The sequence below is a fragment of the Pseudomonas sp. ANT_J28 genome, assembly GCF_008370005.1.
Lineage (GTDB): Bacteria > Pseudomonadota > Gammaproteobacteria > Pseudomonadales > Pseudomonadaceae > Aquipseudomonas > Aquipseudomonas frigoris.
Map to the genome: position 1 here is coordinate 73,000 of NZ_VOBM01000021.1, position 19,414 is coordinate 92,413.

General features: G+C 59.3%; 22 protein-coding genes. 9 read left to right on the forward strand and 13 right to left on the reverse strand.

The genetic code is table 11. The features are described 5' to 3' along the window. Positions 1 to 27 precede the first annotated feature (27 nt). The gene (cspD, locus tag FQ187_RS16425) at positions 28 to 294 is read right to left on the reverse strand and encodes a cold shock domain-containing protein CspD (protein ID WP_149630304.1); all 267 of its coding nucleotides are present in this window, start codon (positions 292 to 294) and stop codon (positions 28 to 30) included. A gap of 225 nt (positions 295 to 519) precedes the next feature. Between cspD and clpS the strand changes: the two genes are divergently transcribed. Together clpS and clpA are read left to right on the forward strand one after the other, a co-directional pair. Further along, positions 520 to 903 (forward strand): ATP-dependent Clp protease adapter ClpS, encoded by a 384-nt coding sequence (clpS, locus tag FQ187_RS16430; protein WP_034146919.1) that lies wholly within the window; start codon positions 520 to 522, stop codon positions 901 to 903. 30 nt (positions 904 to 933) lie between these two features. Further along, positions 934 to 3,204, forward strand: coding sequence for an ATP-dependent Clp protease ATP-binding subunit ClpA (gene clpA / locus FQ187_RS16435; RefSeq protein ID WP_129436903.1), 2,271 nt, complete (start codon positions 934 to 936; stop codon positions 3,202 to 3,204). A 737-nt stretch (positions 3,205 to 3,941) separates the two neighbouring features. On the opposite strand, the gene infA is transcribed toward clpA, so the two are convergent. From infA to trxB, 4 genes are all read right to left on the reverse strand, one after another. Continuing rightward, a complete protein-coding gene (gene infA / locus FQ187_RS16440) occupies positions 3,942 to 4,160 on the reverse strand; it encodes a translation initiation factor IF-1 (protein WP_002553999.1) in 219 nt (72 codons plus the stop codon). Positions 4,161 to 4,271: 111 nt separating this feature from the next. After that, the gene (locus FQ187_RS16445; RefSeq protein ID WP_149630305.1) at positions 4,272 to 4,979 is read right to left on the reverse strand and encodes an arginyltransferase; all 708 of its coding nucleotides are present in this window, start codon (positions 4,977 to 4,979) and stop codon (positions 4,272 to 4,274) included. 57 nt (positions 4,980 to 5,036) lie between these two features. Next, positions 5,037 to 5,717 (reverse strand): leucyl/phenylalanyl-tRNA--protein transferase, encoded by a 681-nt coding sequence (gene aat, locus FQ187_RS16450; protein ID WP_149630306.1) that lies wholly within the window; start codon positions 5,715 to 5,717, stop codon positions 5,037 to 5,039. Between the two features lie 64 nt (positions 5,718 to 5,781). After that, entirely contained in the window at positions 5,782 to 6,741 is a 960-nt protein-coding gene (gene trxB, locus FQ187_RS16455; RefSeq protein ID WP_149630307.1) for a thioredoxin-disulfide reductase, read from the reverse strand. An 87-nt stretch (positions 6,742 to 6,828) separates the two neighbouring features. On the opposite strand from trxB, the gene FQ187_RS29980 reads away from it, so the two are divergent. The 7 genes from FQ187_RS29980 to cysG all read left to right on the forward strand — a co-directional run bounded on the left by FQ187_RS29980 (position 6,829) and on the right by cysG (position 14,688). Then, positions 6,829 to 7,041 (forward strand): hypothetical protein, encoded by a 213-nt coding sequence (locus FQ187_RS29980; RefSeq protein ID WP_178122730.1) that lies wholly within the window; start codon positions 6,829 to 6,831, stop codon positions 7,039 to 7,041. Then, positions 7,038 to 9,440: a DNA translocase FtsK gene (gene ftsK / locus FQ187_RS16460; RefSeq protein ID WP_149630308.1), complete on the forward strand. Its 2,403-nt coding sequence runs from the start codon at positions 7,038 to 7,040 to the stop codon at positions 9,438 to 9,440. The genes FQ187_RS29980 and ftsK overlap by 4 nt, the downstream gene beginning before the upstream one ends. A gap of 65 nt (positions 9,441 to 9,505) precedes the next feature. Further along, positions 9,506 to 10,129, forward strand: coding sequence for an outer membrane lipoprotein chaperone LolA (lolA, locus tag FQ187_RS16465; RefSeq protein ID WP_149630309.1), 624 nt, complete (start codon positions 9,506 to 9,508; stop codon positions 10,127 to 10,129). 171 nt (positions 10,130 to 10,300) lie between these two features. Further along, the gene (locus FQ187_RS16475) at positions 10,301 to 11,623 is read left to right on the forward strand and encodes a replication-associated recombination protein A (protein WP_149630310.1); all 1,323 of its coding nucleotides are present in this window, start codon (positions 10,301 to 10,303) and stop codon (positions 11,621 to 11,623) included. Further along, positions 11,623 to 11,997 carry a fluoride efflux transporter CrcB gene (gene crcB, locus FQ187_RS16480; protein ID WP_149630311.1) on the forward strand — a complete coding sequence of 125 codons (375 nt, stop codon included), beginning with the start codon at positions 11,623 to 11,625 and terminating at the stop codon, positions 11,995 to 11,997. The genes FQ187_RS16475 and crcB overlap by 1 nt, the downstream gene beginning before the upstream one ends. 15 nt (positions 11,998 to 12,012) lie before the next feature. Beyond that, positions 12,013 to 13,293: a serine--tRNA ligase gene (serS, locus tag FQ187_RS16485; protein ID WP_149630312.1), complete on the forward strand. Its 1,281-nt coding sequence runs from the start codon at positions 12,013 to 12,015 to the stop codon at positions 13,291 to 13,293. Continuing rightward, a complete protein-coding gene (gene cysG, locus FQ187_RS16490) occupies positions 13,294 to 14,688 on the forward strand; it encodes a siroheme synthase CysG (protein ID WP_149630313.1) in 1,395 nt (464 codons plus the stop codon). 63 nt (positions 14,689 to 14,751) lie between these two features. Here the strand turns inward: cysG and FQ187_RS16495 are convergent, their stop codons facing one another. The 8 genes from FQ187_RS16495 to FQ187_RS16530 all read right to left on the reverse strand — a co-directional run bounded on the left by FQ187_RS16495 (position 14,752) and on the right by FQ187_RS16530 (position 19,410). Further along, entirely contained in the window at positions 14,752 to 15,759 is a 1,008-nt protein-coding gene (locus tag FQ187_RS16495) for a glutathione S-transferase family protein (RefSeq protein WP_149630314.1), read from the reverse strand. A gap of 90 nt (positions 15,760 to 15,849) precedes the next feature. After that, positions 15,850 to 16,851 carry a glycosyl transferase family protein gene (locus FQ187_RS16500; protein WP_149630315.1) on the reverse strand — a complete coding sequence of 334 codons (1,002 nt, stop codon included), beginning with the start codon at positions 16,849 to 16,851 and terminating at the stop codon, positions 15,850 to 15,852. After that, complete coding sequence (locus FQ187_RS16505) at positions 16,848 to 17,183, reverse strand: TusE/DsrC/DsvC family sulfur relay protein (protein ID WP_149630316.1); 336 nt, start codon at positions 17,181 to 17,183, stop codon at positions 16,848 to 16,850. Before FQ187_RS16505 ends, FQ187_RS16500 begins: the two co-directional genes overlap by 4 nt. Continuing rightward, positions 17,180 to 17,473, reverse strand: a complete 294-nt coding sequence (gene tusB, locus FQ187_RS16510; protein ID WP_149630317.1) for a sulfurtransferase complex subunit TusB — start codon at positions 17,471 to 17,473, stop codon at positions 17,180 to 17,182. Before tusB ends, FQ187_RS16505 begins: the two co-directional genes overlap by 4 nt. Further along, positions 17,473 to 17,835 carry a sulfurtransferase complex subunit TusC gene (gene tusC, locus FQ187_RS16515; protein ID WP_149630318.1) on the reverse strand — a complete coding sequence of 121 codons (363 nt, stop codon included), beginning with the start codon at positions 17,833 to 17,835 and terminating at the stop codon, positions 17,473 to 17,475. Before tusC ends, tusB begins: the two co-directional genes overlap by 1 nt. A gap of 1 nt (position 17,836) precedes the next feature. Further along, on the reverse strand, positions 17,837 to 18,229 hold the full coding sequence (gene tusD, locus FQ187_RS16520) for a sulfurtransferase complex subunit TusD (protein WP_149630319.1): 393 nt from the start codon (positions 18,227 to 18,229) through the stop codon (positions 17,837 to 17,839). Between the two features lie 111 nt (positions 18,230 to 18,340). Further along, entirely contained in the window at positions 18,341 to 19,045 is a 705-nt protein-coding gene (locus FQ187_RS16525) for a YoaK family protein (protein ID WP_134422614.1), read from the reverse strand. A gap of 35 nt (positions 19,046 to 19,080) precedes the next feature. Next, the gene (locus FQ187_RS16530; RefSeq protein ID WP_149630320.1) at positions 19,081 to 19,410 is read right to left on the reverse strand and encodes a DUF6388 family protein; all 330 of its coding nucleotides are present in this window, start codon (positions 19,408 to 19,410) and stop codon (positions 19,081 to 19,083) included. Positions 19,411 to 19,414: the final 4 nt, after the last annotated feature.

Sequence of the window (19,414 nt, forward strand, 5' to 3'; positions counted from 1 at the left end):
TTTTATGACTGGATGGTAAGTACGATCTCAGGCCGTAACGGTCTGTTCACCAGCGGGAGCGGTGACTGCCTGAGCATCAACAGGTGCGCTGATGTTCACGGCATGCAGGCCTTTTGGGCCCTGAATGATCTCAAAGACGACGGCTTGCCCGGCTTTCAGGGTTTTATAGCCGTCCATCTGGATGGCCGAGTAGTGGGCGAACAGATCTTCGCTCTTGCCTTCCTCATTGATGAAGCCGTAACCCTTGGCATTGTTGAACCATTTGACCTTGCCGCTGACCTTGACGCCTGACATACCCATATCCCTCTGCAACAGACTCCATCACTGGAGTATCATCCAGTTCATCCGCAGTCATTTCCTGGAAATAAGATTGACTCCGCGGACCTTTTTTACCCACTGTGGGCTCTATTGGTTGTAACACCGTTTTGCCGATAGTCAAGGTGACCAGGCATTCGGAGTTGAAATCGACGATGGCCGCCCCCACCACTGTATTCGCACAACTGACGAACCTTTCTTTCCATGCATGCAATCAGCCAGATTCGACTAACATTCAATCAGGATCGCCCGACTCTCCAAAAAGATCATCCGGAGGAACACGACGACGATTCCGCAGGCATTGCTGTTCAGGAGGCCAAGCCTGCTTTACAGGCGCCGCCGATGTACAAGGTGGTTTTGTTTAATGATGACTACACACCGATGGATTTCGTCGTCGAAGTGCTCGAGGTGTTTTTTAACCTGAATCGCGAGCTGGCGACCAAGGTCATGCTGGCCGTCCACACAGAAGGACGGGCAGTATGTGGAGTGTTTACCCGCGACATCGCCGAGACTAAGGCCATGCAGGTCAACCAGTACGCCAGGGAAAGCCAGCATCCGCTACTCTGTGAAATCGAGAAGGACGGTTAATCGCCGACCACTTGGGTATGAGGTGAAGCTATGTTAAACCGCGAGCTCGAAGTCACCCTCAATCTTGCCTTCAAGGAGGCTCGATCGAAACGTCATGAATTCATGACCGTCGAACACCTCCTGCTGGCCCTATTGGACAATGAGGCTGCCGCCACCGTTTTGCGTGCCTGCGGCGCAAACCTCGACAAACTCAAGCACGATCTGCAGGAGTTCATCGACTCCACCACGCCATTGATCCCCGTTCATGACGAGGATCGTGAGACCCAGCCAACCCTGGGCTTCCAGCGTGTTCTGCAACGTGCTGTCTTTCACGTACAGAGCTCGGGCAAACGCGAAGTGACTGGCGCCAACGTACTGGTCGCGATCTTCAGTGAGCAAGAGAGTCAGGCAGTGTTCCTGCTGAAACAGCAGAGCGTTGCGCGCATCGATGTCGTCAACTACATCGCACACGGCATTTCCAAAGTGCCGGGGCATGGCGATCACTCTGAAGGTGAGCAAGATATGCAGGACGACGAGGGCGGTGAGTCTTCTTCTTCAGGCAATCCTCTGGATGCTTATGCCAGCAACCTCAACGAGCTCGCGCGCCAGGGTCGTATCGATCCATTGGTAGGCCGTGAGCTGGAAGTCGAGCGCGTCGCGCAGATCCTGGCGCGTCGTCGCAAAAACAATCCGTTGCTGGTGGGTGAGGCAGGCGTGGGTAAAACCGCGATTGCCGAAGGCCTGGCCAAGCGCATTGTCGACAACCAGGTGCCGGACTTGCTGGCCAACAGCGTGGTCTATTCCCTCGATCTGGGGGCCTTGCTGGCCGGTACAAAATACCGCGGCGATTTCGAGAAGCGCTTCAAGGCGTTGCTCAATGAGCTGAAAAAACGTCCGCAGGCGATCCTGTTCATCGACGAAATCCACACCATCATTGGTGCGGGTGCCGCTTCCGGTGGGGTCATGGATGCCTCGAACCTGCTCAAGCCGCTGCTGTCGTCGGGTGATATCCGTTGCATCGGTTCGACCACGTTCCAGGAATTCCGCGGGATCTTCGAGAAGGATCGGGCCCTGGCTCGGCGCTTTCAGAAGGTCGATGTGTCGGAGCCGTCGGTGGAAGACACCATCAGCATCCTGCGCGGCCTGAAAGGGCGTTTCGAAACGCACCACGGCATCGAATACAGCGATGAAGCGTTGCGTGCGGCGGCTGAACTGGCCTCGCGGTACATCAATGACCGGCACATGCCGGACAAAGCCATTGACGTCATCGACGAGGCGGGCGCCTACCAGCGCCTGCAGCCGATCGAGAAACGCGTGAAACGCATCGAAGTGCCTCAGGTCGAGGACATCGTTGCGAAAATCGCGCGGATTCCGCCCAAGCACGTCAATAGCTCTGACAGAGAGTTGCTGCGTAACCTTGAGCGTGACCTGAAGCTGACGGTATTTGGCCAGGATGCCGCGATCGACTCGTTGTCGACCGCGATCAAACTGTCCCGTGCCGGCCTCAAGTCGCCTGACAAGCCAGTCGGATCGTTCCTGTTCGCAGGGCCGACCGGTGTCGGTAAAACCGAAGCGGCGCGTCAGCTGGCCAAGGCATTGGGCATCGAACTGGTTCGTTTCGACATGTCCGAGTACATGGAGCGCCACACTGTATCGCGTCTGATCGGTGCGCCTCCAGGCTATGTCGGCTTCGACCAGGGCGGTCTGCTGACCGAAGCCATCACCAAGCAGCCTCACTGCGTGCTGTTGCTCGATGAGATCGAGAAGGCGCATCCGGAAGTCTTCAACCTGCTGCTGCAGGTCATGGACCACGGTACGCTGACCGATAACAATGGGCGCAAGGCGGACTTCCGTAACGTGATCGTCATCATGACGACCAACGCCGGTGCCGAAACGGCCGCTCGCGCTTCGATCGGTTTCACCCATCAGGACCACTCGTCCGATGCGATGGAGGTGATCAAGAAGAGCTTCACGCCAGAGTTCCGCAACCGTCTGGACACCATTATCCAGTTTGGTCGCCTCAGTCATGAGGTCATCAAAAGCGTGGTGGACAAGTTCCTTACCGAGCTTCAGGCGCAGCTGGAAGACAAACGCGTGCAGCTGGAAGTGACGGACGCGGCGCGCAGCTGGCTGGCAGCGGGAGGCTACGACACGGCAATGGGTGCTCGACCAATGGCGCGTTTGATTCAGGACAAGATCAAGCGTCCGCTGGCGGAAGAGATTCTCTTTGGCGAACTGGCCGACCATGGTGGTGTGGTTCACATCGATCTCAAGGACGGCGAGCTGACCTTCGACTTCGAGACCACGGCTGAAATGGCCTGACGGTTGTTGCTGTAAAGCAAAAGGCGCCTTCGGGCGCCTTTTTTATGCTTGAGATTTAGGTGTATATCCGTTGCTGCGGTAACGGCTACTTAGGGTTTCGCCCTGGGGGCATCGCCTCCGGTTGGCTTCGCTTCAACCTCCTCTCGATGTGTTCGACTGCGTCGAACGGCGCTGCGCACCTGCCCCCCCAGATGAATACCTCCACTCAGCCTCCCGATATAGGGCGGGCAAAGCAAGATCAAGAGCTGCAGGCGAGCTGACGCTCGGCCTGTTGAGTGGTGGAGGGCGGGTGTACACCCATCCCCTGTAGGAGCTGTCGAGTGAAACGAGGCTGCGATCTTTTGATCTTGCTGTGGCTGTGGCTTTAGATCTTGATTCTGCTTTTGATCTCTCGCCCCTTCGGCAGGCCGAGCGTAGGTGTTCATCAGGGGGTTAGGCGCGTAGCGCCGTTCGGCGAAGCCGAACACATCGAGAGGAAGTCGTCGCGAAGCAGACCGTAGGCGATGTCCCCTGATGGATACTGTAGCGAGGGAGCGCGGAGCTTTAGCGAGGCGCCGTACGCCGGGGCGAAGTCTTTTGCTTGCTTTTCGGCGTCTGGAAAAGTGAGTCGCTGTAAGAGCGAAGCCGCCAGAAGCCCTAACCGCAGCAACGGATATACACCATAAACTAAAGAGCCCCACCAAATCGCAGACAAACAAAAACGCCCGGCATAAACCGGGCGTTTTGTATTGACTTGATTAGCGAGCGCGGTAAGTGATGCGCCCTTTGCTCAAGTCATAGGGCGTCAGCTCGACGCGCACTTTGTCGCCGGTAAGAATACGAATGTAGTTCTTGCGCATCTTGCCGGAGATATGCGCGGTTACGACGTGCCCATTTTCCAACTCCACACGAAACATGGTGTTGGGCAGGGTGTCGACGACAGTGCCTTCCATTTCGAAGCTGTCTTCTTTCGACATGCAGTAAAGCCCTCGGTGTCCAATGAATGGCCCGGTGCAACTGCGCCAGGCAAAAGCGGCGTGCATTGTGCCCGAAAAATGGGGTTTAAGCCAAGGGGTTTACGGCTTGCTCTAGTTCAGGATGACCCAGCGCTGATTAATCAGCAGTTCGATAGGGCGATATTGAGTCTTGTAGCTCATCTTTTTGCAGTTTTTGATCCAATAGCCCAGATAGACGGCTTCCAGCCCCAGACGCTGAGCCTCGGCGATTTGCCAGAGAATCGCATAACGCCCCAGGCTGCGGCGTTCTTCGGTGGGCTCGTAGAAGGTGTAAACCGCCGACAGGCCGTTCGGCAGCAAGTCGGTGACGGCCACCGCCACCAGTCGTCCTTCGAGGCGGAATTCGTAGAAACGGGAAAACGGCAGGTCACGCACCAGGAACGTCGCAAACTGATCGCGACTCGGCGGGTACATATCGCCATCGGCGTGACGCTGTTCGATATACCGCTGATAAAGGTCGAAATACTCTTCGCTGAATTGCGGCCTGCCAGGGCGCACCTGCAGGTCGACGTTGCGTTTGAAGATGCGTTTCTGCTGGCGGTTGGGCGAAAATTGCGCCACAGGGATGCGCGCCGGTACGCACGCATTGCAATTCTGGCAATGAGGCCGGTAAAGATGATCGCCGCTACGACGGAAACCCATTTCAGACAGGTCTGCATAGACATGCACATCCATGGGCTGACTAGGGTCGAGGAACAAGGTCGTGGCCTGCTCCTCGGGCAGATAACTGCAAGAGTGGGGCTGAGTGGCATAAAACTTCAAACGCGCCAACTCGGTCATGATCAACCCTCGGGATAAGCTTTTGAATTAAGTGTAAGCCACACGGGCAAAAGTCGCTCAGCAAACCCAGGTTGCCCGGCTGGGTTGATCCAGATGCTGCGCAAGGTAGTCGGCAAACTCGCTGCGAGGAATCGCTCGGGCGCCGAGGCTGTGCAGATGGTCGGTAGGCATCTGGCAGTCGATCAGCACAAAGCCTGAGTCTTTCAGATGTCGGACCAGTGTGGCAAAGCCATATTTTGAGGCGTTATCGGCGCGGCTGAACATGGACTCGCCGAAAAACAGCTGACCCATCGCCAGGCCATAGAGCCCGCCGATCAGTTCGCCTTGGTCCCAGACTTCCACCGAATGGGCGTAGCCGCGCCTGTGCAGCTCGAGGTAGGCGTTCTGCATGGCTTCTGTGATCCAGGTGCCATCGGCGTAATCCCGAGGTGCGGCGCAAGCGCAGATGACCGCGGCAAAATCCTGATCAAAGGTCACTTGATAGCGTTGCTGGCGCAGCAATTTGTTCAGGCTGCGCGAGACATGCAGTTCGTCGGGAAACAGTACGGTGCGTGGATCCGGCGACCACCAGAGAATCGGCTGGCCTTCCGAGAACCACGGAAAACAGCCGTGGCGATAGGCCTGAATCAGACGATCGGCGGACAGATCGCCGCCCGCGGCTAACAGCCCGTTGGGATCGCGCATGGCTTTTTCCAGGGGCGGGAAGGTCAGGGTGTTGCGTTGTAACCAAGTCAGCATGGCATCCGGGCTTGCAGAAGGGGAGGGCGGTGGTGGGCGGGTGGGCCCACCGTGAAGTGTGCCGTCAAACGACTGGAATGTCGTCGAGATACTTCTCGGCGTCCAGCGCGGCCATGCAGCCGGCCCCGGCAGAAGTCACGGCCTGGCGGTAAACGTGATCGGCCACGTCACCGGCGGCAAACACGCCTGCAATTTCGGTGCTGGTAGCATCGCCTTCACTGCCACCCTTGACCAGCAGATAGCCGTCACGCATTTTCAGCTGACCCTCGAACAGATCGGTGTTGGGTTTGTGGCCAATAGCGATGAACACGCCGGTCAGCGACAATTCACTGGTTTCGCCAGTGTGGCTGTCCCGCAGGCGGGCGCCGGTCACACCACGGGCATCACCCAGCACTTCATCCAGATTCTGGTTCCAGTGCAGGCGGATATTGCCTTTGGCGGCTTTTTCGAAGAGCTTGTCCTGAAGAATCTTCTCCGAGCGCAACTTGTCGCGCCTGTGAATCAGGTGAACTTCCTTGGCGATGTTTGACAGGTACAGCGCTTCTTCAACTGCCGTGTTGCCGCCGCCAACGACTGCGACCACCTGATTGCGGTAGAAGAAACCGTCGCACGTCGCGCAGGCCGATACCCCTTTGCCGGCAAATGTCTCTTCCGATGGCAGTCCCAGGTATTGCGCCGAGGCGCCGGTGGCGATAATCAGCGCATCACAGGTGTAAGTGCCGCTGTCGCCGATGAGTTCGAACGGGCGCTGTTGCAACTTGGCAGTGTGGATGTGGTCGTAGACGATCACTGTGTGAAAACGCTCGGCGTGTTTTTGCATGCGTTCCATCAGCACCGGGCCGGTGAGACCTTCGACATCACCGGGCCAGTTGTCGACTTCGACCGTGGTGGTGAGCTGGCCACCTGCCTGTATGCCGGTAATGACAACGGGATTGAGGTTGGCGCGGGCGGCATAAACGGCTGCGCTGTAACCGGCAGGGCCGGAACCCAGAATGATCAGGCGGGAATGCTTCGCTTCGCTCATAAAAACACCTCATAAGCCTTTGTCACAAAAGAGAATGCATGCTCAAATTGAACCGCTGTTGGCTATGCTACACCTTGGGTTTCAAGCATGGCATCGGACGAACAAACCCGTACAATGCCTGCCTGTTACAGTGCTTGTAATAAAATAAGCGGTGCGCGCCGTGTTTATAAAAACCGGAGCGTAGTGTTAAAAGTAGTCCCAGTTACACCTGTTATCTTTTTTACCTGCCTGGATTGGGCAGTTTTTTATAGTCATTCAACAGATGGACGCGCCATTGGCGCAGGAAAAGAAGCGTTTTGAAGAAATCCACCGCAGCACCAAAAACAGTCGTTCCGCTCTGGCGCCAGCAATTGCACTACCGGCTCAAGGAAGGTGCATTGATCGCCATCGGCGGCTTGTGCCTGTTCCTGATGATGGCCTTGTTGACCTACGGCAAGGACGATCCGGGCTGGAGCCATAACAGCAAGATCGACGATGTGCAGAACTTCGGCGGACCGGTCGGCTCCTACAGCGCCGATATCCTGTTCATGGTGTTGGGTTACTTCGCCTACATCTTCCCGCTGTTGCTGGCGATCAAGGCATATCAAATCTTCCGTCAACGCCACGAGCAGTGGGAGTGGAGCGGCTGGCTGTTCTCCTGGCGCCTGATCGGCCTGGTGTTTCTGGTGCTGTCGGGCGCGGCACTGGCCCATATCCATTTCCACGCCGCGACCGGTCTGCCGGCCGGCGCTGGCGGCGCTTTGGGCGAAAGCCTCGGTGATCTGGCCAGGAACGCCCTGAATATCCAGGGCAGTACGCTGGTGTTCATCGCGTTGTTCCTGTTTGGCCTGACGGTGTTCACCGACCTGTCGTGGTTCAAAGTGATGGACCTCACCGGCAAGATCACTCTCGACCTGTTCGAACTGTTCCAGGGCGCGGCCAACCGCTGGTGGGCCGCCCGCACCGAACGCAAGCAACTGGTCGCCCAACTGCGTGAAGTCGACGACCGCGTCCATGACGTGGTGGCGCCGACCGTCACCGACAAACGCGAGCAGGCCAAGGTCAAGGAACGCCTGATCGAACGTGAGCAGGCCCTGAGCAAACACATGTCGGACCGCGAGAAGCAGGTGCCGCCGGTGATTGCCCCAGCGCCGCCCAAGCCGTCGGCGCCCAGCAAGCGCGTGGAAAAAGAGAAACAGGCGCCGCTGTTCGTCGACAGTGCCGTCGAAGGCACCTTGCCGCCGATCTCGATTCTCGACCCGGCAGAAAAGAAACAGCTCAATTACTCGCCTGAATCCCTGGCGGCGGTTGGCCACTTGCTGGAAATCAAGCTCAAGGAATTTGGCGTCGAAGTCTCGGTGGACTCGATTCACCCGGGCCCGGTGATTACCCGATACGAAATCCAGCCAGCGGCCGGCGTCAAGGTCAGCCGCATCTCCAACCTGGCGAAAGACCTGGCACGTTCCCTGGCCGTGACCAGCGTGCGTGTGGTGGAAGTGATTCCGGGCAAGACCACCGTCGGTATCGAGATCCCCAACGAAGACCGCCAGATCGTGCGCTTCTCCGAAGTGCTGTCGACCCCCGAGTACGACAACTTCAAGTCGCCGGTTACTTTGGCCCTGGGGCACGACATTGGGGGCAAGCCGGTCATCACTGACCTGGCGAAAATGCCTCACTTGCTGGTAGCCGGTACGACCGGTTCCGGTAAATCGGTGGGCGTGAACGCGATGATCCTGTCAATCCTGTTCAAGTCCGGCCCGGAAGACGCCAAGCTGATCATGATTGACCCGAAAATGCTTGAGCTGTCGATCTACGAAGGCATTCCGCACCTGTTGTGCCCGGTCGTGACCGACATGAAGGACGCCGCCAACGCCCTGCGCTGGAGCGTGGCGGAGATGGAACGTCGCTACAAACTGATGGCGAAAATGGGCGTGCGAAACCTGTCGGGCTTCAATGCCAAGGTCAAGGAAGCCCAGGACGCCGGTACGCCGTTGACCGATCCGTTGTACAAGCGCGAAAGCATTCACGACGAAGCGCCGCTGCTGACCAAGCTGCCGACGATTGTCGTGGTGGTGGACGAATTCGCCGACATGATGATGATCGTCGGCAAGAAGGTTGAAGAACTGATCGCCCGTATCGCCCAGAAGGCCCGTGCTGCCGGTATCCACTTGATCCTCGCGACCCAGCGGCCGTCGGTTGATGTGATCACCGGTCTGATCAAGGCCAACATTCCGACGCGTATGGCGTTCCAGGTGTCGAGCAAGATCGACTCGCGGACCATCATCGACCAGGGCGGCGCCGAACAACTGCTGGGCCACGGTGACATGCTTTACATGCCGCCGGGCACCAGTCTGCCGATTCGTGTCCACGGTGCCTTTGTGTCCGATGACGAAGTTCACCGGGTGGTCGAAGCCTGGAAACTGCGTGGTGCACCGGAATACAACGACGAGATTCTCGCCGGTGTCGAAGAGCCGGGTAGTGGCTTTGACGGTGGCAGCGGTGGCGACGAAGACAGTGAATCCGATGCGCTCTACGACGAAGCGGTGCAGTTCGTACTGGAAAGCCGTCGAGCGTCCATCTCTGCGGTTCAGCGCAAGCTGAAAATCGGCTACAACCGCGCCGCGCGCATGATCGAGGCCATGGAAATGGCCGGGGTCGTGACGTCCATGAACACCAACGGTTCGCGTGAAGTCCTGGCTCCGGGCCCGGTACGCGACTGAATTGATTGAAACGCGGTGGCGTAATGACGTGCCATCGCACCCCCACGAATGTTATGAGGACTCCCATGCGTCTTATCCGCATGCTGTTGCTGCCGGTTTTGGCTTTGACCACGCTCTCGGCCCACGCCGATGACAAGGACGTGGCGCGTCTGACCCAACTGCTGGAAAAATCCCAGACCCTGACCGCGCGTTTCTCCCAGCTGACCCTCGACGGCAGCGGCACCCGGTTGCAGGAAACCACGGGTGAAATGTCCTTGCAGCGTCCTGGCTTGTTTTACTGGCACACCAACGCGCCGGCCGAACAAACGATGGTCTCCGATGGCAAGAAGGTGACGTTGTGGGATCCGGACCTGGAGCAGGCCACCATCAAGAACCTCGATCAGCGCCTGACCCAGACCCCGGCGTTGCTGCTGTCCGGTGACGTGTCCAAGATCAGCCAGAGCTTCGACATCAGCGCCAAGGAAGCCGGGGGCGTGATCGACTTCACCTTGAAGCCGAAAACCAAGGACACTCTGTTCGACAGCCTGCGTCTATCGTTCCGTAACGGCCTGGTCAATGACATGCAAATGATCGACAGCGTCGGTCAGCGCACCAACATCCTGTTCACCGGCGTCAAGGCCAACGAGCCGATCCCGGCGTCCAAGTTCAAGTTCGACATCCCCAAGGGTGCCGACGTGATTCAGGAATAAAAGCAGACACAAAACCTGTGGGAGCGGGCTTGCTCGCGAAAGCGGAGTATCAGACAACAATGATGTCGACTGACACGGCCTCTTCGCGAGCAAGCCCGCTCCCACAGGGAATGTGGTGTTTAGTAATTTGAATGACCGGCATCAGGACCCAGTGAGGTTTCATAAGTAGTGATGGACCTGTTTCGCAGTGCCCCGATTGCTCAGCCCTTGGCCGCCCGTTTGCGTGCGGCCAATCTGGACGAGTACGTCGGTCAGGAACACGTGCTCGCTCGCGGCAAGCCTTTGCGCGAAGCCCTGGAGCAGGGTGCCCTGCATTCGATGGTTTTCTGGGGCCCGCCAGGTGTGGGCAAGACCACCCTGGCGCGGCTGCTGGCGGAAGTCTCGGATGCGCACTTCGAAACGGTTTCGGCGGTGCTGGCCGGCGTTAAGGAAATCCGTCAGGCGGTGGAAATCGCCAAGCAGCAGGCCGGGCAATACGGCAAGCGGACCATCCTGTTCGTCGATGAAGTGCACCGCTTCAACAAGTCCCAGCAGGACGCGTTCCTGCCGTACGTTGAAGATGGCACGCTGATTTTCATTGGTGCAACCACTGAAAATCCCTCCTTCGAACTCAATAACGCATTGCTCTCCCGAGCACGGGTCTACGTGCTCAAAAGCCTCGATGAAGCGGCCCTGCGCAAGTTGGTGCATCGCGCGCTGACCGAAGAGCGTGGCCTGGGCAAGCGGCAACTGACCCTTAGCGACGAAGGCTTCCAGATGCTGCTGTCGGCCGCCGATGGCGATGGCCGGCGTCTGCTTAACCTGCTGGAAAATGCCTCGGACCTGGCTGAAGACAACAGCGAGATCGGTATCGACTTGCTGCAAAGCCTGCTCGGTGATACCCGCCGGCGTTTCGACAAGGGCGGTGAAGCGTTTTACGACCAGATTTCTGCGCTGCATAAATCCGTACGCGGCTCTAACCCGGACGGTGCGCTGTATTGGTTCGCGCGGATGATCGACGGCGGTTGCGATCCGTTGTATCTGGCCCGGCGCGTGGTGCGCATGGCCAGCGAAGACATCGGCAACGCCGATCCCCGCGCTTTGAGCTTGTGCCTGGCGGCGTGGGAAGTGCAGGAGCGCCTCGGCAGCCCGGAAGGCGAATTGGCGGTGGCCCAGGCCATTACCTATCTGGCCTGCGCGCCGAAAAGCAACGCGGTGTACATGGGTTTCAAAGCCGCGATGCGCAGCGCCACCGAACACGGTTCGCTGGAAGTGCCGCTGCACCTGCGCAACGCGCCGACCAAATTGATGAAGCAACTGGGTTATGGCGACGAATACCGTTACGCCCACGATGAGCCGGACGCTTACGCCGCTGGCGAAGACTATTTTCCGGAGGAGCTCGAGCCACAACCGTTCTATCAGCCGGTGCCGCGTGGCCTGGAGCTGAAGATCGGCGAGAAGCTCAATCACCTTGCGCAACTTGACCGCCTCAGCCCCCGGCAGCGGAGAAAATAGTGATTCCTTTGATCGTTGCCGTTTCCGTGGGCGGTATCGCCGGAACGCTTCTACGCTTTGCTACCGGTAACTGGATCAACGCTAATTGGCCGCGGCACTTCTATACCGCGACGCTGGCCGTTAATATCGCGGGCTGTTTGCTGATCGGCGTTCTATACGGTCTGTTTTTAGTACGCCCGGAGGTGCCGATTGAGGTGCGCGCCGGGTTGATGGTCGGCTTCCTCGGGGGGCTGACGACTTTTTCATCTTTTTCACTGGATACGGTGCGTCTGTTGGAAACCGGGCAAATGCCGCTGGCTTTTGTCTATGCTGCCATCAGCGTATTCGGCGGGCTGCTCGCGACCTGGGCTGGCCTGTCCTTGACCAAACTTTGATAACGAGAGACCGACATGCTCGATTCCAAACTGTTACGTAGCAACCTTCAGGACGTAGCGGACCGCCTGGCATCCCGGGGCTACACGCTGGATGTTGCGCGCATCGAAGCGCTGGAAGAACAGCGCAAGACCGTCCAGACCCGCACCGAAGCACTGCAGGCAGACCGTAATGCGCGCTCCAAATCCATCGGCCAGGCCAAGCAGCGCGGCGAAGACATCGCACCACTGATGGCCGACGTCGAGCGCATGGCGAATGAGTTGAGTGACGGTAAAGTCGAGCTGGACGGGATTCAGACCGATCTGGATTCGATCCTGCTCGGCATCCCGAACCTGCCGCACGAATCCGTGCCGATCGGTGATGACGAAGACGGCAACGTCGAAGTGCGCCGCTGGGGCACCCCGACCGCGTTCGATTTCCCGGTTCAGGATCACGTCGCCCTGGGCGAGAAATTCGGCTGGCTGGACTTCGAAACCGCCGCCAAGCTGTCCGGCGCCCGTTTCGCCCTGTTGCGTGGTCCGATTGCTCGTATGCACCGCGCTCTGGCGCAGTTCATGATCAACCTGCACACCAGCGAACACGGTTACGAAGAGGCCTACACGCCTTATCTGGTTCAAGCGCCGGCGTTGCAAGGCACGGGTCAGCTGCCGAAGTTCGAAGAAGACCTGTTCAAGATCTCTCGCGAAGGCGAAGCCGATCTGTACCTGATCCCGACCGCCGAAGTGTCGCTGACCAACATCGTCGCTGGCGAAATCGTCGATTCGAAACTGCTGCCGATCAAGTTCGTCGCCCACACCCCATGCTTCCGCAGTGAAGCCGGTGCGTCGGGTCGCGATACGCGCGGCATGATCCGTCAGCACCAGTTCGACAAGGTTGAAATGGTCCAGATCGTTGAGCCGTCGACCTCGATGGAAGCGCTGGAAGGCCTGACGGCCAACGCCGAAAAAGTCCTGCAGTTGCTCGAGCTGCCTTATCGCACCATTGCGCTGTGCACCGGCGACATGGGCTTCAGCGCGGTCAAGACCTATGACCTGGAAGTGTGGATCCCGAGCCAGGACAAATACCGCGAGATTTCGTCGTGCTCCAACTGCGGTGATTTCCAGGCCCGTCGCATGCAAGCGCGTTTCCGTAACCCGGAAACCGGCAAGCCTGAACTGGTTCACACCTTGAACGGTTCCGGCCTGGCGGTCGGTCGTACCCTGGTAGCGGTGCTGGAAAACTACCAGCAAGCCGACGGTTCGATCCGTGTGCCGGACGTACTGAAACCGTACATGGGTGGCCTTGAGGTCATCGGCTAAATGGACTATCTGCCGCTGTTCCATAACCTTCGCGGCAGTCGTGTCTTGGTCGTCGGCGGGGGGGAGATTGCCTTGCGCAAATCCCGCCTGCTGGCCGAAGCCGGTGCGCTGCTGCGGGTGGTCGCACCTGAAATCGAACCGCAACTGCGCGAACTGGTTACCGGCAGTGGTGGCGAGTGTTTGGTGCGAGGCTACGTTGAATCGGACCTGGACGGTTGCGGCCTGATCATCGCCGCTACCGACGACGAACCGCTGAACGCACAAGTCTCCGCTGATGCCCATCGGCGTTGTGTGCCGGTCAATGTGGTGGACGCGCCAGCCTTGTGCAGCGTGATCTTCCCGGCGATCGTCGACCGTTCTCCTTTGATCGTAGCGGTCTCCAGCGGCGGCGACGCGCCAGTGCTGGCGCGGTTGATCCGCGCCAAACTGGAAACTTGGATTCCTTCCACCTACGGTCAACTGGCCGGCCTGGCAGCGCGTTTTCGCAGCCAGGTCAAACGCCTGTTCCCGGATGTGCAGCAGCGTCGGGCGTTCTGGGAAGACGTGTTTCAGGGCCCGATTGCCGACCGGCAATTGGCCGGGCAGGGCGCCGAAGCCGAGCGCTTGATGCTGGCGAAAATTGCCGGTGAAGCGCCGAATGCAACGGGCGAAGTCTACTTGGTGGGCGCCGGCCCGGGTGATCCCGACCTGCTGACCTTCCGTGCTTTGCGTCTGATGCAGCAAGCCGATGTGGTGCTGTATGACCGCTTGGTGGCGCCAGCGATTCTGGATTTGTGCCGTCGCGATGCCGAGCGGATTTACGTCGGCAAGCGTCGCGCCGATCACGCCGTGCCGCAGGATCAGATCAACCAGCAATTGGTGGATTTGGCCAAGCAAGGCAAGCGAGTCGTGCGGTTGAAGGGCGGTGATCCGTTCATCTTCGGTCGCGGCGGTGAAGAGATTGAAGAACTGGCGGCCCATGGCATCCCGTTCCAGGTCGTGCCGGGTATCACGGCCGCCAGCGGCTGCTCGGCGTATGCCGGGATTCCGCTGACGCACCGCGACTACGCGCAGTCTGTGCGTTTTATCACCGGGCACTTGAAGGACGGTTCCACCGATTTGCCGTGGGCCGACCTGGTCGCGCCGGCGCAAACCCTGGTGTTTTACATGGGGCTGGTAGGCTTGCCGATCATCTGCGAACAACTGATCAAGCATGGTCGCGCGGCGGATACGCCAGCGGCGTTGATCCAGCAGGGCACCACGGTCAATCAGCGGGTGTTTACCGGCACCTTGGCCGATTTGCCAAGTCTGGTGGCGGAGCATGAAGTGCATGCGCCGACGCTGGTGATCGTTGGGGAAGTGGTGCAATTGCGCGAGAAACTGGCGTGGTTTGAAGGGGCTCAGGAGCAAGTCTGAACACCGAGTCGCTCCATTCGACTTGCTCGCGAAGGGGCCCTCAAAACCGCCCAGTATTTCAGATCAGGCCTGGCTCTTAAGCCAAACCTCTTTCCCACTCAACCGCTCGCGATCATGCGGCGCTGTGAATTCCTGCGCCGGCCCTTTAGGCACGATCCCGGTTGGATTGATGGTCTTGTGGCTGCCGTAGTAGTGATTCTTGATGTGCTCGAAATCCACCGTCTTGGCAATCCCCGGCCACTGATAAATCTCCCGCAGCCAGTTCGACAGGTTCGGATAATCGGCAATCCGTCGCAGGTTGCACTTGAAGTGACCGTAATACACCGCGTCAAAGCGAATCAACGTGGTGAACAGCCGAATATCAGCTTCAGTCAGGTATTCGCCGGTTAGGTAACGATTCGCGCCCAATAGCTGTTCCAGCCGATCAAGCTCCTCGAATAACCCGTCGAACGCCTCTTCATACGCCTTCTGCGACGTGGCAAACCCTGCGCGATAAACGCCGTTGTTCACTGCCGGGTAAATCCGCTCATTCAACGCATCGATCTCGCCCCGCAGCGGCGCCGGGTAGAAATCCAGGTCATTACCCGTCAAATCATCGAAGGCGCCATTGAACATGCGGATGATCTCTGCCGATTCATTGTTGACGATGCGATTTTGCTGTTTGTCCCAGAGCACAGGCACGGTGACGCGACCGGTGTAGTCGGCGGTATCGGCGGTGTAGCGCTGGTGCATGAAATTGAAATGATCGAGCTTGTCCCCGGTCGATCCGAGGTTCTGGTCGAAGGTCCAGCCGTTTTCCAGCATAAGCCAACTGACCACCGAGACGTCGATCAGGCTTTCGAGGCCTTTTAGTTTGCGCAGGATTAGCGTGCGGTGAGCCCATGGACAGGCGAGGGACACGTAGAGGTGATAACGACCGGCCTCGGCCGCAAAGCCTCCGACACCTGTCGGGCCGGGTTTGCCGTCGGCGGTCAGCCAGTTACGACGCTGCGCCTGTTCACGCTGGAACGCGCCGTCCTTGCCGCTTTCGTACCACTGGTCCTGCCAGCGACCTTCAACTAACAAACCCATGTTCAAGACTCCTCAACCAATAAGCGTTGGAGAGGAGTCTATTCGCATAGGTTCGATAAAAAAGCGCAAAGGTTGAGCGCTTATGATCGGTTAAATCGATTTGTTCCGAGCGTCCCAATACTGCTGGGCGGTTTCGAAGGCGTGTTCGCGGGTCTGGCCGAGGCCGCGCAAGGCCAGGGCCATGGTCGAAATCAGCGCCATTTGCGGGTAGCTGTCGACCACGTCGCCACGCCATACGGCCTTCAAATGCTCGGGATCTAGGGTGGCCGGTTTGACGTGGCGCTGGCTCGACAGCTGTGGCCATTCCTCGTCCCAGCTTTCGCCGCCAGTGGTGCCATACAGGTGACTGTCGGCGTCCGGGTTGATCTCGATTTCGCCGCCGTCGCCTTTGATCACGATTGCGGTGTCCCCGAGCAACCCGCTGGCATCGCGATGCACAGCCTGGTAGCCGGGGTGGAAAATGCTTTGCAGGCCACAGCGAGCGCCCAACGGATTGAGAATCCGCGTCAGGGAATGGATTGGCGAACGCAGGCCCAATGTATTGCGCAGGTCGATCATGCGCTGAAGTTGGGGCGCCCAATCGACTAAAGGCATGAACGCCAGGCCGCCGTTATTCAGTGCGTCGCCGACCTGCTGCCAGTCGCGGCACAACGGAATCTTCAACTCATCCAGCAATTGCTCGCTGTACAGCCGACCGGCCGTGTGCGCGCCGCCGCCATGCATGAAAATGCGCAGACCATTTTGCCCAAGGCATTTTGCCGCCAGCAGAAACCATGGCAGATGGCGTTTCTTGCCGGCATACGTCGGCCAGTCCAGATCGACGGCCAGTGCTGGCGGATTCAGACGTTCGCGCAACGCTTCGGTGAACCCGGCCATTTCCTCAGCGCTTTCTTCCTTGTGCCGTAGCAGCATTAAAAACGCGCCGAGCTGGGTGTCCTCGACCTTGTCGTCGAGCACCATGCCCATGGCGACCCGGGCTTCGACCCGGGTAAGGTCGCGGGCGCCGCGTTTGCCCTTGCCGAGGATGCGCACGAACTGGGCGAACGGGTGTTCGGCGGGTGTTTCGAGGGTCAGCGCTGGGTAGTCGGTCATAAGCAATTCGTCGGTTTGGGCAGGCCCGCCAGTTTCGCGGCGAGTTTGGCAGGGGTGCCTTTGAACAGTCGGTTCAGGTGCAGGCTGTTGCCCTTGTCCGGGCCCAGCTTCAGCGCGGTGTATTTGATCAGCGGACGAGTGGCCGGCGACAACTGGAATTCGGCATAGAAACTGCGCAGCAGTTCGAGGATTTCCCAGTGTTCGGGGCTCAACTCGATGTCTTCGGCGGCGGCCAGGGCGCTGGCCACGTCGGAGGACCAGTCGCTCAGTTCGACCAGGAAACCGTCCTTGTCCAACTCGATGGCGCGTGCGCCGACCGTCAGGGCGTTCATAGCCAACTGTTGACCTTGTCGTAATGAATCGACAGCTCGACAAAGGCCGGGTAATCGATGGCCTTGGCCGTGTCAGGAATCTCCAGCGCGCGAGCCTGGGCGTCTTCGGCCAATACGAACAGTTTCAGATTGCGGGCGTTCAGCGCATTGAAAGGCGCGGTGCCTGGTTGCAGCGCATAGGCCGCGTCGCCAGTCAGCAGCAGCGCATCGTCAGCGCCCATCAAGCGCAGGCAGCTGATCAGGCGATCGTCGCCGAACGGGGAATGAGACAACACATGCAAAGTCGACATCAGAGGGTGATCACCTGGTCGTAACGGTCAATAAGTGCGGTGATTTCGTGGGCGGCCAGCACCTGCGCTTCTTCCAGCGACAATCCGGCCGGGTTCAGACCCCGTTCGGCAACGCTGTCGCCACAGACAAACAGCTCGTCGACACCGAACATCGGCAAGGCTTGCAGGTTGGCGCTCAGGTCCTTCTGCTGGAGGGCCTTGGCATTCTGTTTCGCGGCGAGCTGGAACACCCCGTCATCGAGAAACAGCAGGCCGATCGGCAGATCAAAGGCACCGCCGGCCAGCACGATGTCCAGCGCTTCCCGCGCACTCGGCCCGGACCAGGGCGCCTGACGGCTGATAATCAGCAAGGATTTAGCCATCTCACGCGCCTCCGAAACAGATCAGGCGGTCGGCGTCCTGCACCGCGTCATGCAACTGGCCCAGACCAGACAGTTCCCACGGCGCGCTCACTGCAACGGCTTCACGTTGATAGCGCCCGGCTTCTTCTTCGTTCAACACGCCACGACGCAGGGCGGCCGCGATACACACGACACCGTCCAGCTGATGCTCGGTGACGAAGCTGCGCCATTGCTTGGGCAAATCCTGCTCATCCTGCGGCGTGACCACGCTGCCGGAGGCGTTGTAGACGCCGTCCTGGTAGAAAAACAGCCGGACAATCTCATGCCCACCGGCCAGCGCGGCCTGGGCGAACAGCAGGGCGCGGCGCGAGGAGGGCGCATGGGCGGCGGAAAACAGCGCGATGGCGAACTTCATGACGGACTCGATGAGTAAAACTGCGGCCATGATAAAGCTTTATCGCCGGGGCGGCTAAATCGATGTTGTTTGTGCTGGCCCCATCGCGGGCAAGCACAGGCCACACAAGATTCAGCGCGGCATATAACCCAACTGCCAGCGCCGCGGAATTTTCAGCGACAGCAGCGCGACCGCGCCGGCCAGCAGACCGCTGACAAACAACGCCTTGAGCCCCAGGTGATGTTCCAGCACGGCGCCGAGTACCGCGCCGGCAAACATTCCCGTCCAGGGGATCAGTTGCACGCGCCAACCGTTGCGCCGTTCGCCAAGCATCCAGCGTCCCAGCCCACGGCCAAAGCGCGACAAGGCACCAGTGACGTAAGTCAGGCCGACCGGCAGGCCGTTCACCTCTTCCACGGCAGCATTGAGCATGCCCATGGCGATGATCGCCGCCAGTAGCGCTGGCAATTGTTCGTCGTAGGGCCAGGCAGCGGCGCCGCAGAGCAGCGTGGCGATGCACAGCAGCAAGGGCAGCGCGCGGCGACCGCCGAGGCGGCTGACGACAATGCCCAAGGCGTTGCCGACGATGAAGGTGCCGACGAGGATCACCAGGCGCAAGGTCAGGCCCAGGTCGCCGTCGCTGATGGCGACGGCGAGGCGGGTGGTGTTGCCGCTCATGAACGAGACGAAATCGCCGCTGGCCATGAAGCCGATGGCGTCGGTCATGCCCGCGAGCACCGAGAGGCTGGCCACCAGCGACATGCCGATGCGTCCGCGCCATTTGCGGGTATGCAGATGGCCTGGGCTCGCGCGGTCAGTGGAGAGGGATGGCAACATCAGCGAAGGTCGTCCTCAGGCAGCGACCGAAATGGTCACTTACTCAAACCATATAACTCGCAATACTCCAACCAGTCCATGCCGGCCATCTCGGCCACTTCCTTGTGCACTTCCATGCGCTGTGCCTGATAGTCCTCGGACGTCGCCGCAGTCAGTTGCAGCGTCAGCTCCCAGGCATACAATCCCAGGCGCTCGGCCTCGGCTTCGAAAGCTTCATGCAAGCGCTCGTCGCGGTACTGCGCCGCGGTCTCGCCCTTGGCCTGAGCCAACAAAGGGTTGAGGTTGTCGAGTTCGACGCGCAGTTCAGGGCGCTCATCGAGAAACCTCTTCAACGCTTGCTCGTGTTGCTGTTCGGTTGCCGCCATGGTC

Coding starts and splice junctions, on each gene's coding strand:
- cspD (WP_149630304.1), bottom strand. CDS start 294: ATGTCAGGCGTCAAGGTCAGCGGCAAGGTCAAATGGTTCAACAATGCC.
- clpS (WP_034146919.1), top strand. CDS start 520: ATGCATGCAATCAGCCAGATTCGACTAACATTCAATCAGGATCGCCCG.
- clpA (WP_129436903.1), top strand. CDS start 934: ATGTTAAACCGCGAGCTCGAAGTCACCCTCAATCTTGCCTTCAAGGAG.
- infA (WP_002553999.1), bottom strand. CDS start 4,160: ATGTCGAAAGAAGACAGCTTCGAAATGGAAGGCACTGTCGTCGACACC.
- FQ187_RS16445 (WP_149630305.1), bottom strand. CDS start 4,979: ATGACCGAGTTGGCGCGTTTGAAGTTTTATGCCACTCAGCCCCACTCT.
- aat (WP_149630306.1), bottom strand. CDS start 5,717: ATGCTGACTTGGTTACAACGCAACACCCTGACCTTCCCGCCCCTGGAA.
- trxB (WP_149630307.1), bottom strand. CDS start 6,741: ATGAGCGAAGCGAAGCATTCCCGCCTGATCATTCTGGGTTCCGGCCCT.
- FQ187_RS29980 (WP_178122730.1), top strand. CDS start 6,829: ATGGCATCGGACGAACAAACCCGTACAATGCCTGCCTGTTACAGTGCT.
- lolA (WP_149630309.1), top strand. CDS start 9,506: ATGCGTCTTATCCGCATGCTGTTGCTGCCGGTTTTGGCTTTGACCACG.
- FQ187_RS16475 (WP_149630310.1), top strand. CDS start 10,301: ATGGACCTGTTTCGCAGTGCCCCGATTGCTCAGCCCTTGGCCGCCCGT.
- serS (WP_149630312.1), top strand. CDS start 12,013: ATGCTCGATTCCAAACTGTTACGTAGCAACCTTCAGGACGTAGCGGAC.
- cysG (WP_149630313.1), top strand. CDS start 13,294: ATGGACTATCTGCCGCTGTTCCATAACCTTCGCGGCAGTCGTGTCTTG.
- FQ187_RS16495 (WP_149630314.1), bottom strand. CDS start 15,759: ATGGGTTTGTTAGTTGAAGGTCGCTGGCAGGACCAGTGGTACGAAAGC.
- FQ187_RS16500 (WP_149630315.1), bottom strand. CDS start 16,851: ATGACCGACTACCCAGCGCTGACCCTCGAAACACCCGCCGAACACCCG.
- FQ187_RS16505 (WP_149630316.1), bottom strand. CDS start 17,183: ATGAACGCCCTGACGGTCGGCGCACGCGCCATCGAGTTGGACAAGGAC.
- tusB (WP_149630317.1), bottom strand. CDS start 17,473: ATGTCGACTTTGCATGTGTTGTCTCATTCCCCGTTCGGCGACGATCGC.
- tusC (WP_149630318.1), bottom strand. CDS start 17,835: ATGGCTAAATCCTTGCTGATTATCAGCCGTCAGGCGCCCTGGTCCGGG.
- tusD (WP_149630319.1), bottom strand. CDS start 18,229: ATGAAGTTCGCCATCGCGCTGTTTTCCGCCGCCCATGCGCCCTCCTCG.
- FQ187_RS16525 (WP_134422614.1), bottom strand. CDS start 19,045: ATGTTGCCATCCCTCTCCACTGACCGCGCGAGCCCAGGCCATCTGCAT.
- FQ187_RS16530 (WP_149630320.1), bottom strand. CDS start 19,410: ATGGCGGCAACCGAACAGCAACACGAGCAAGCGTTGAAGAGGTTTCTC.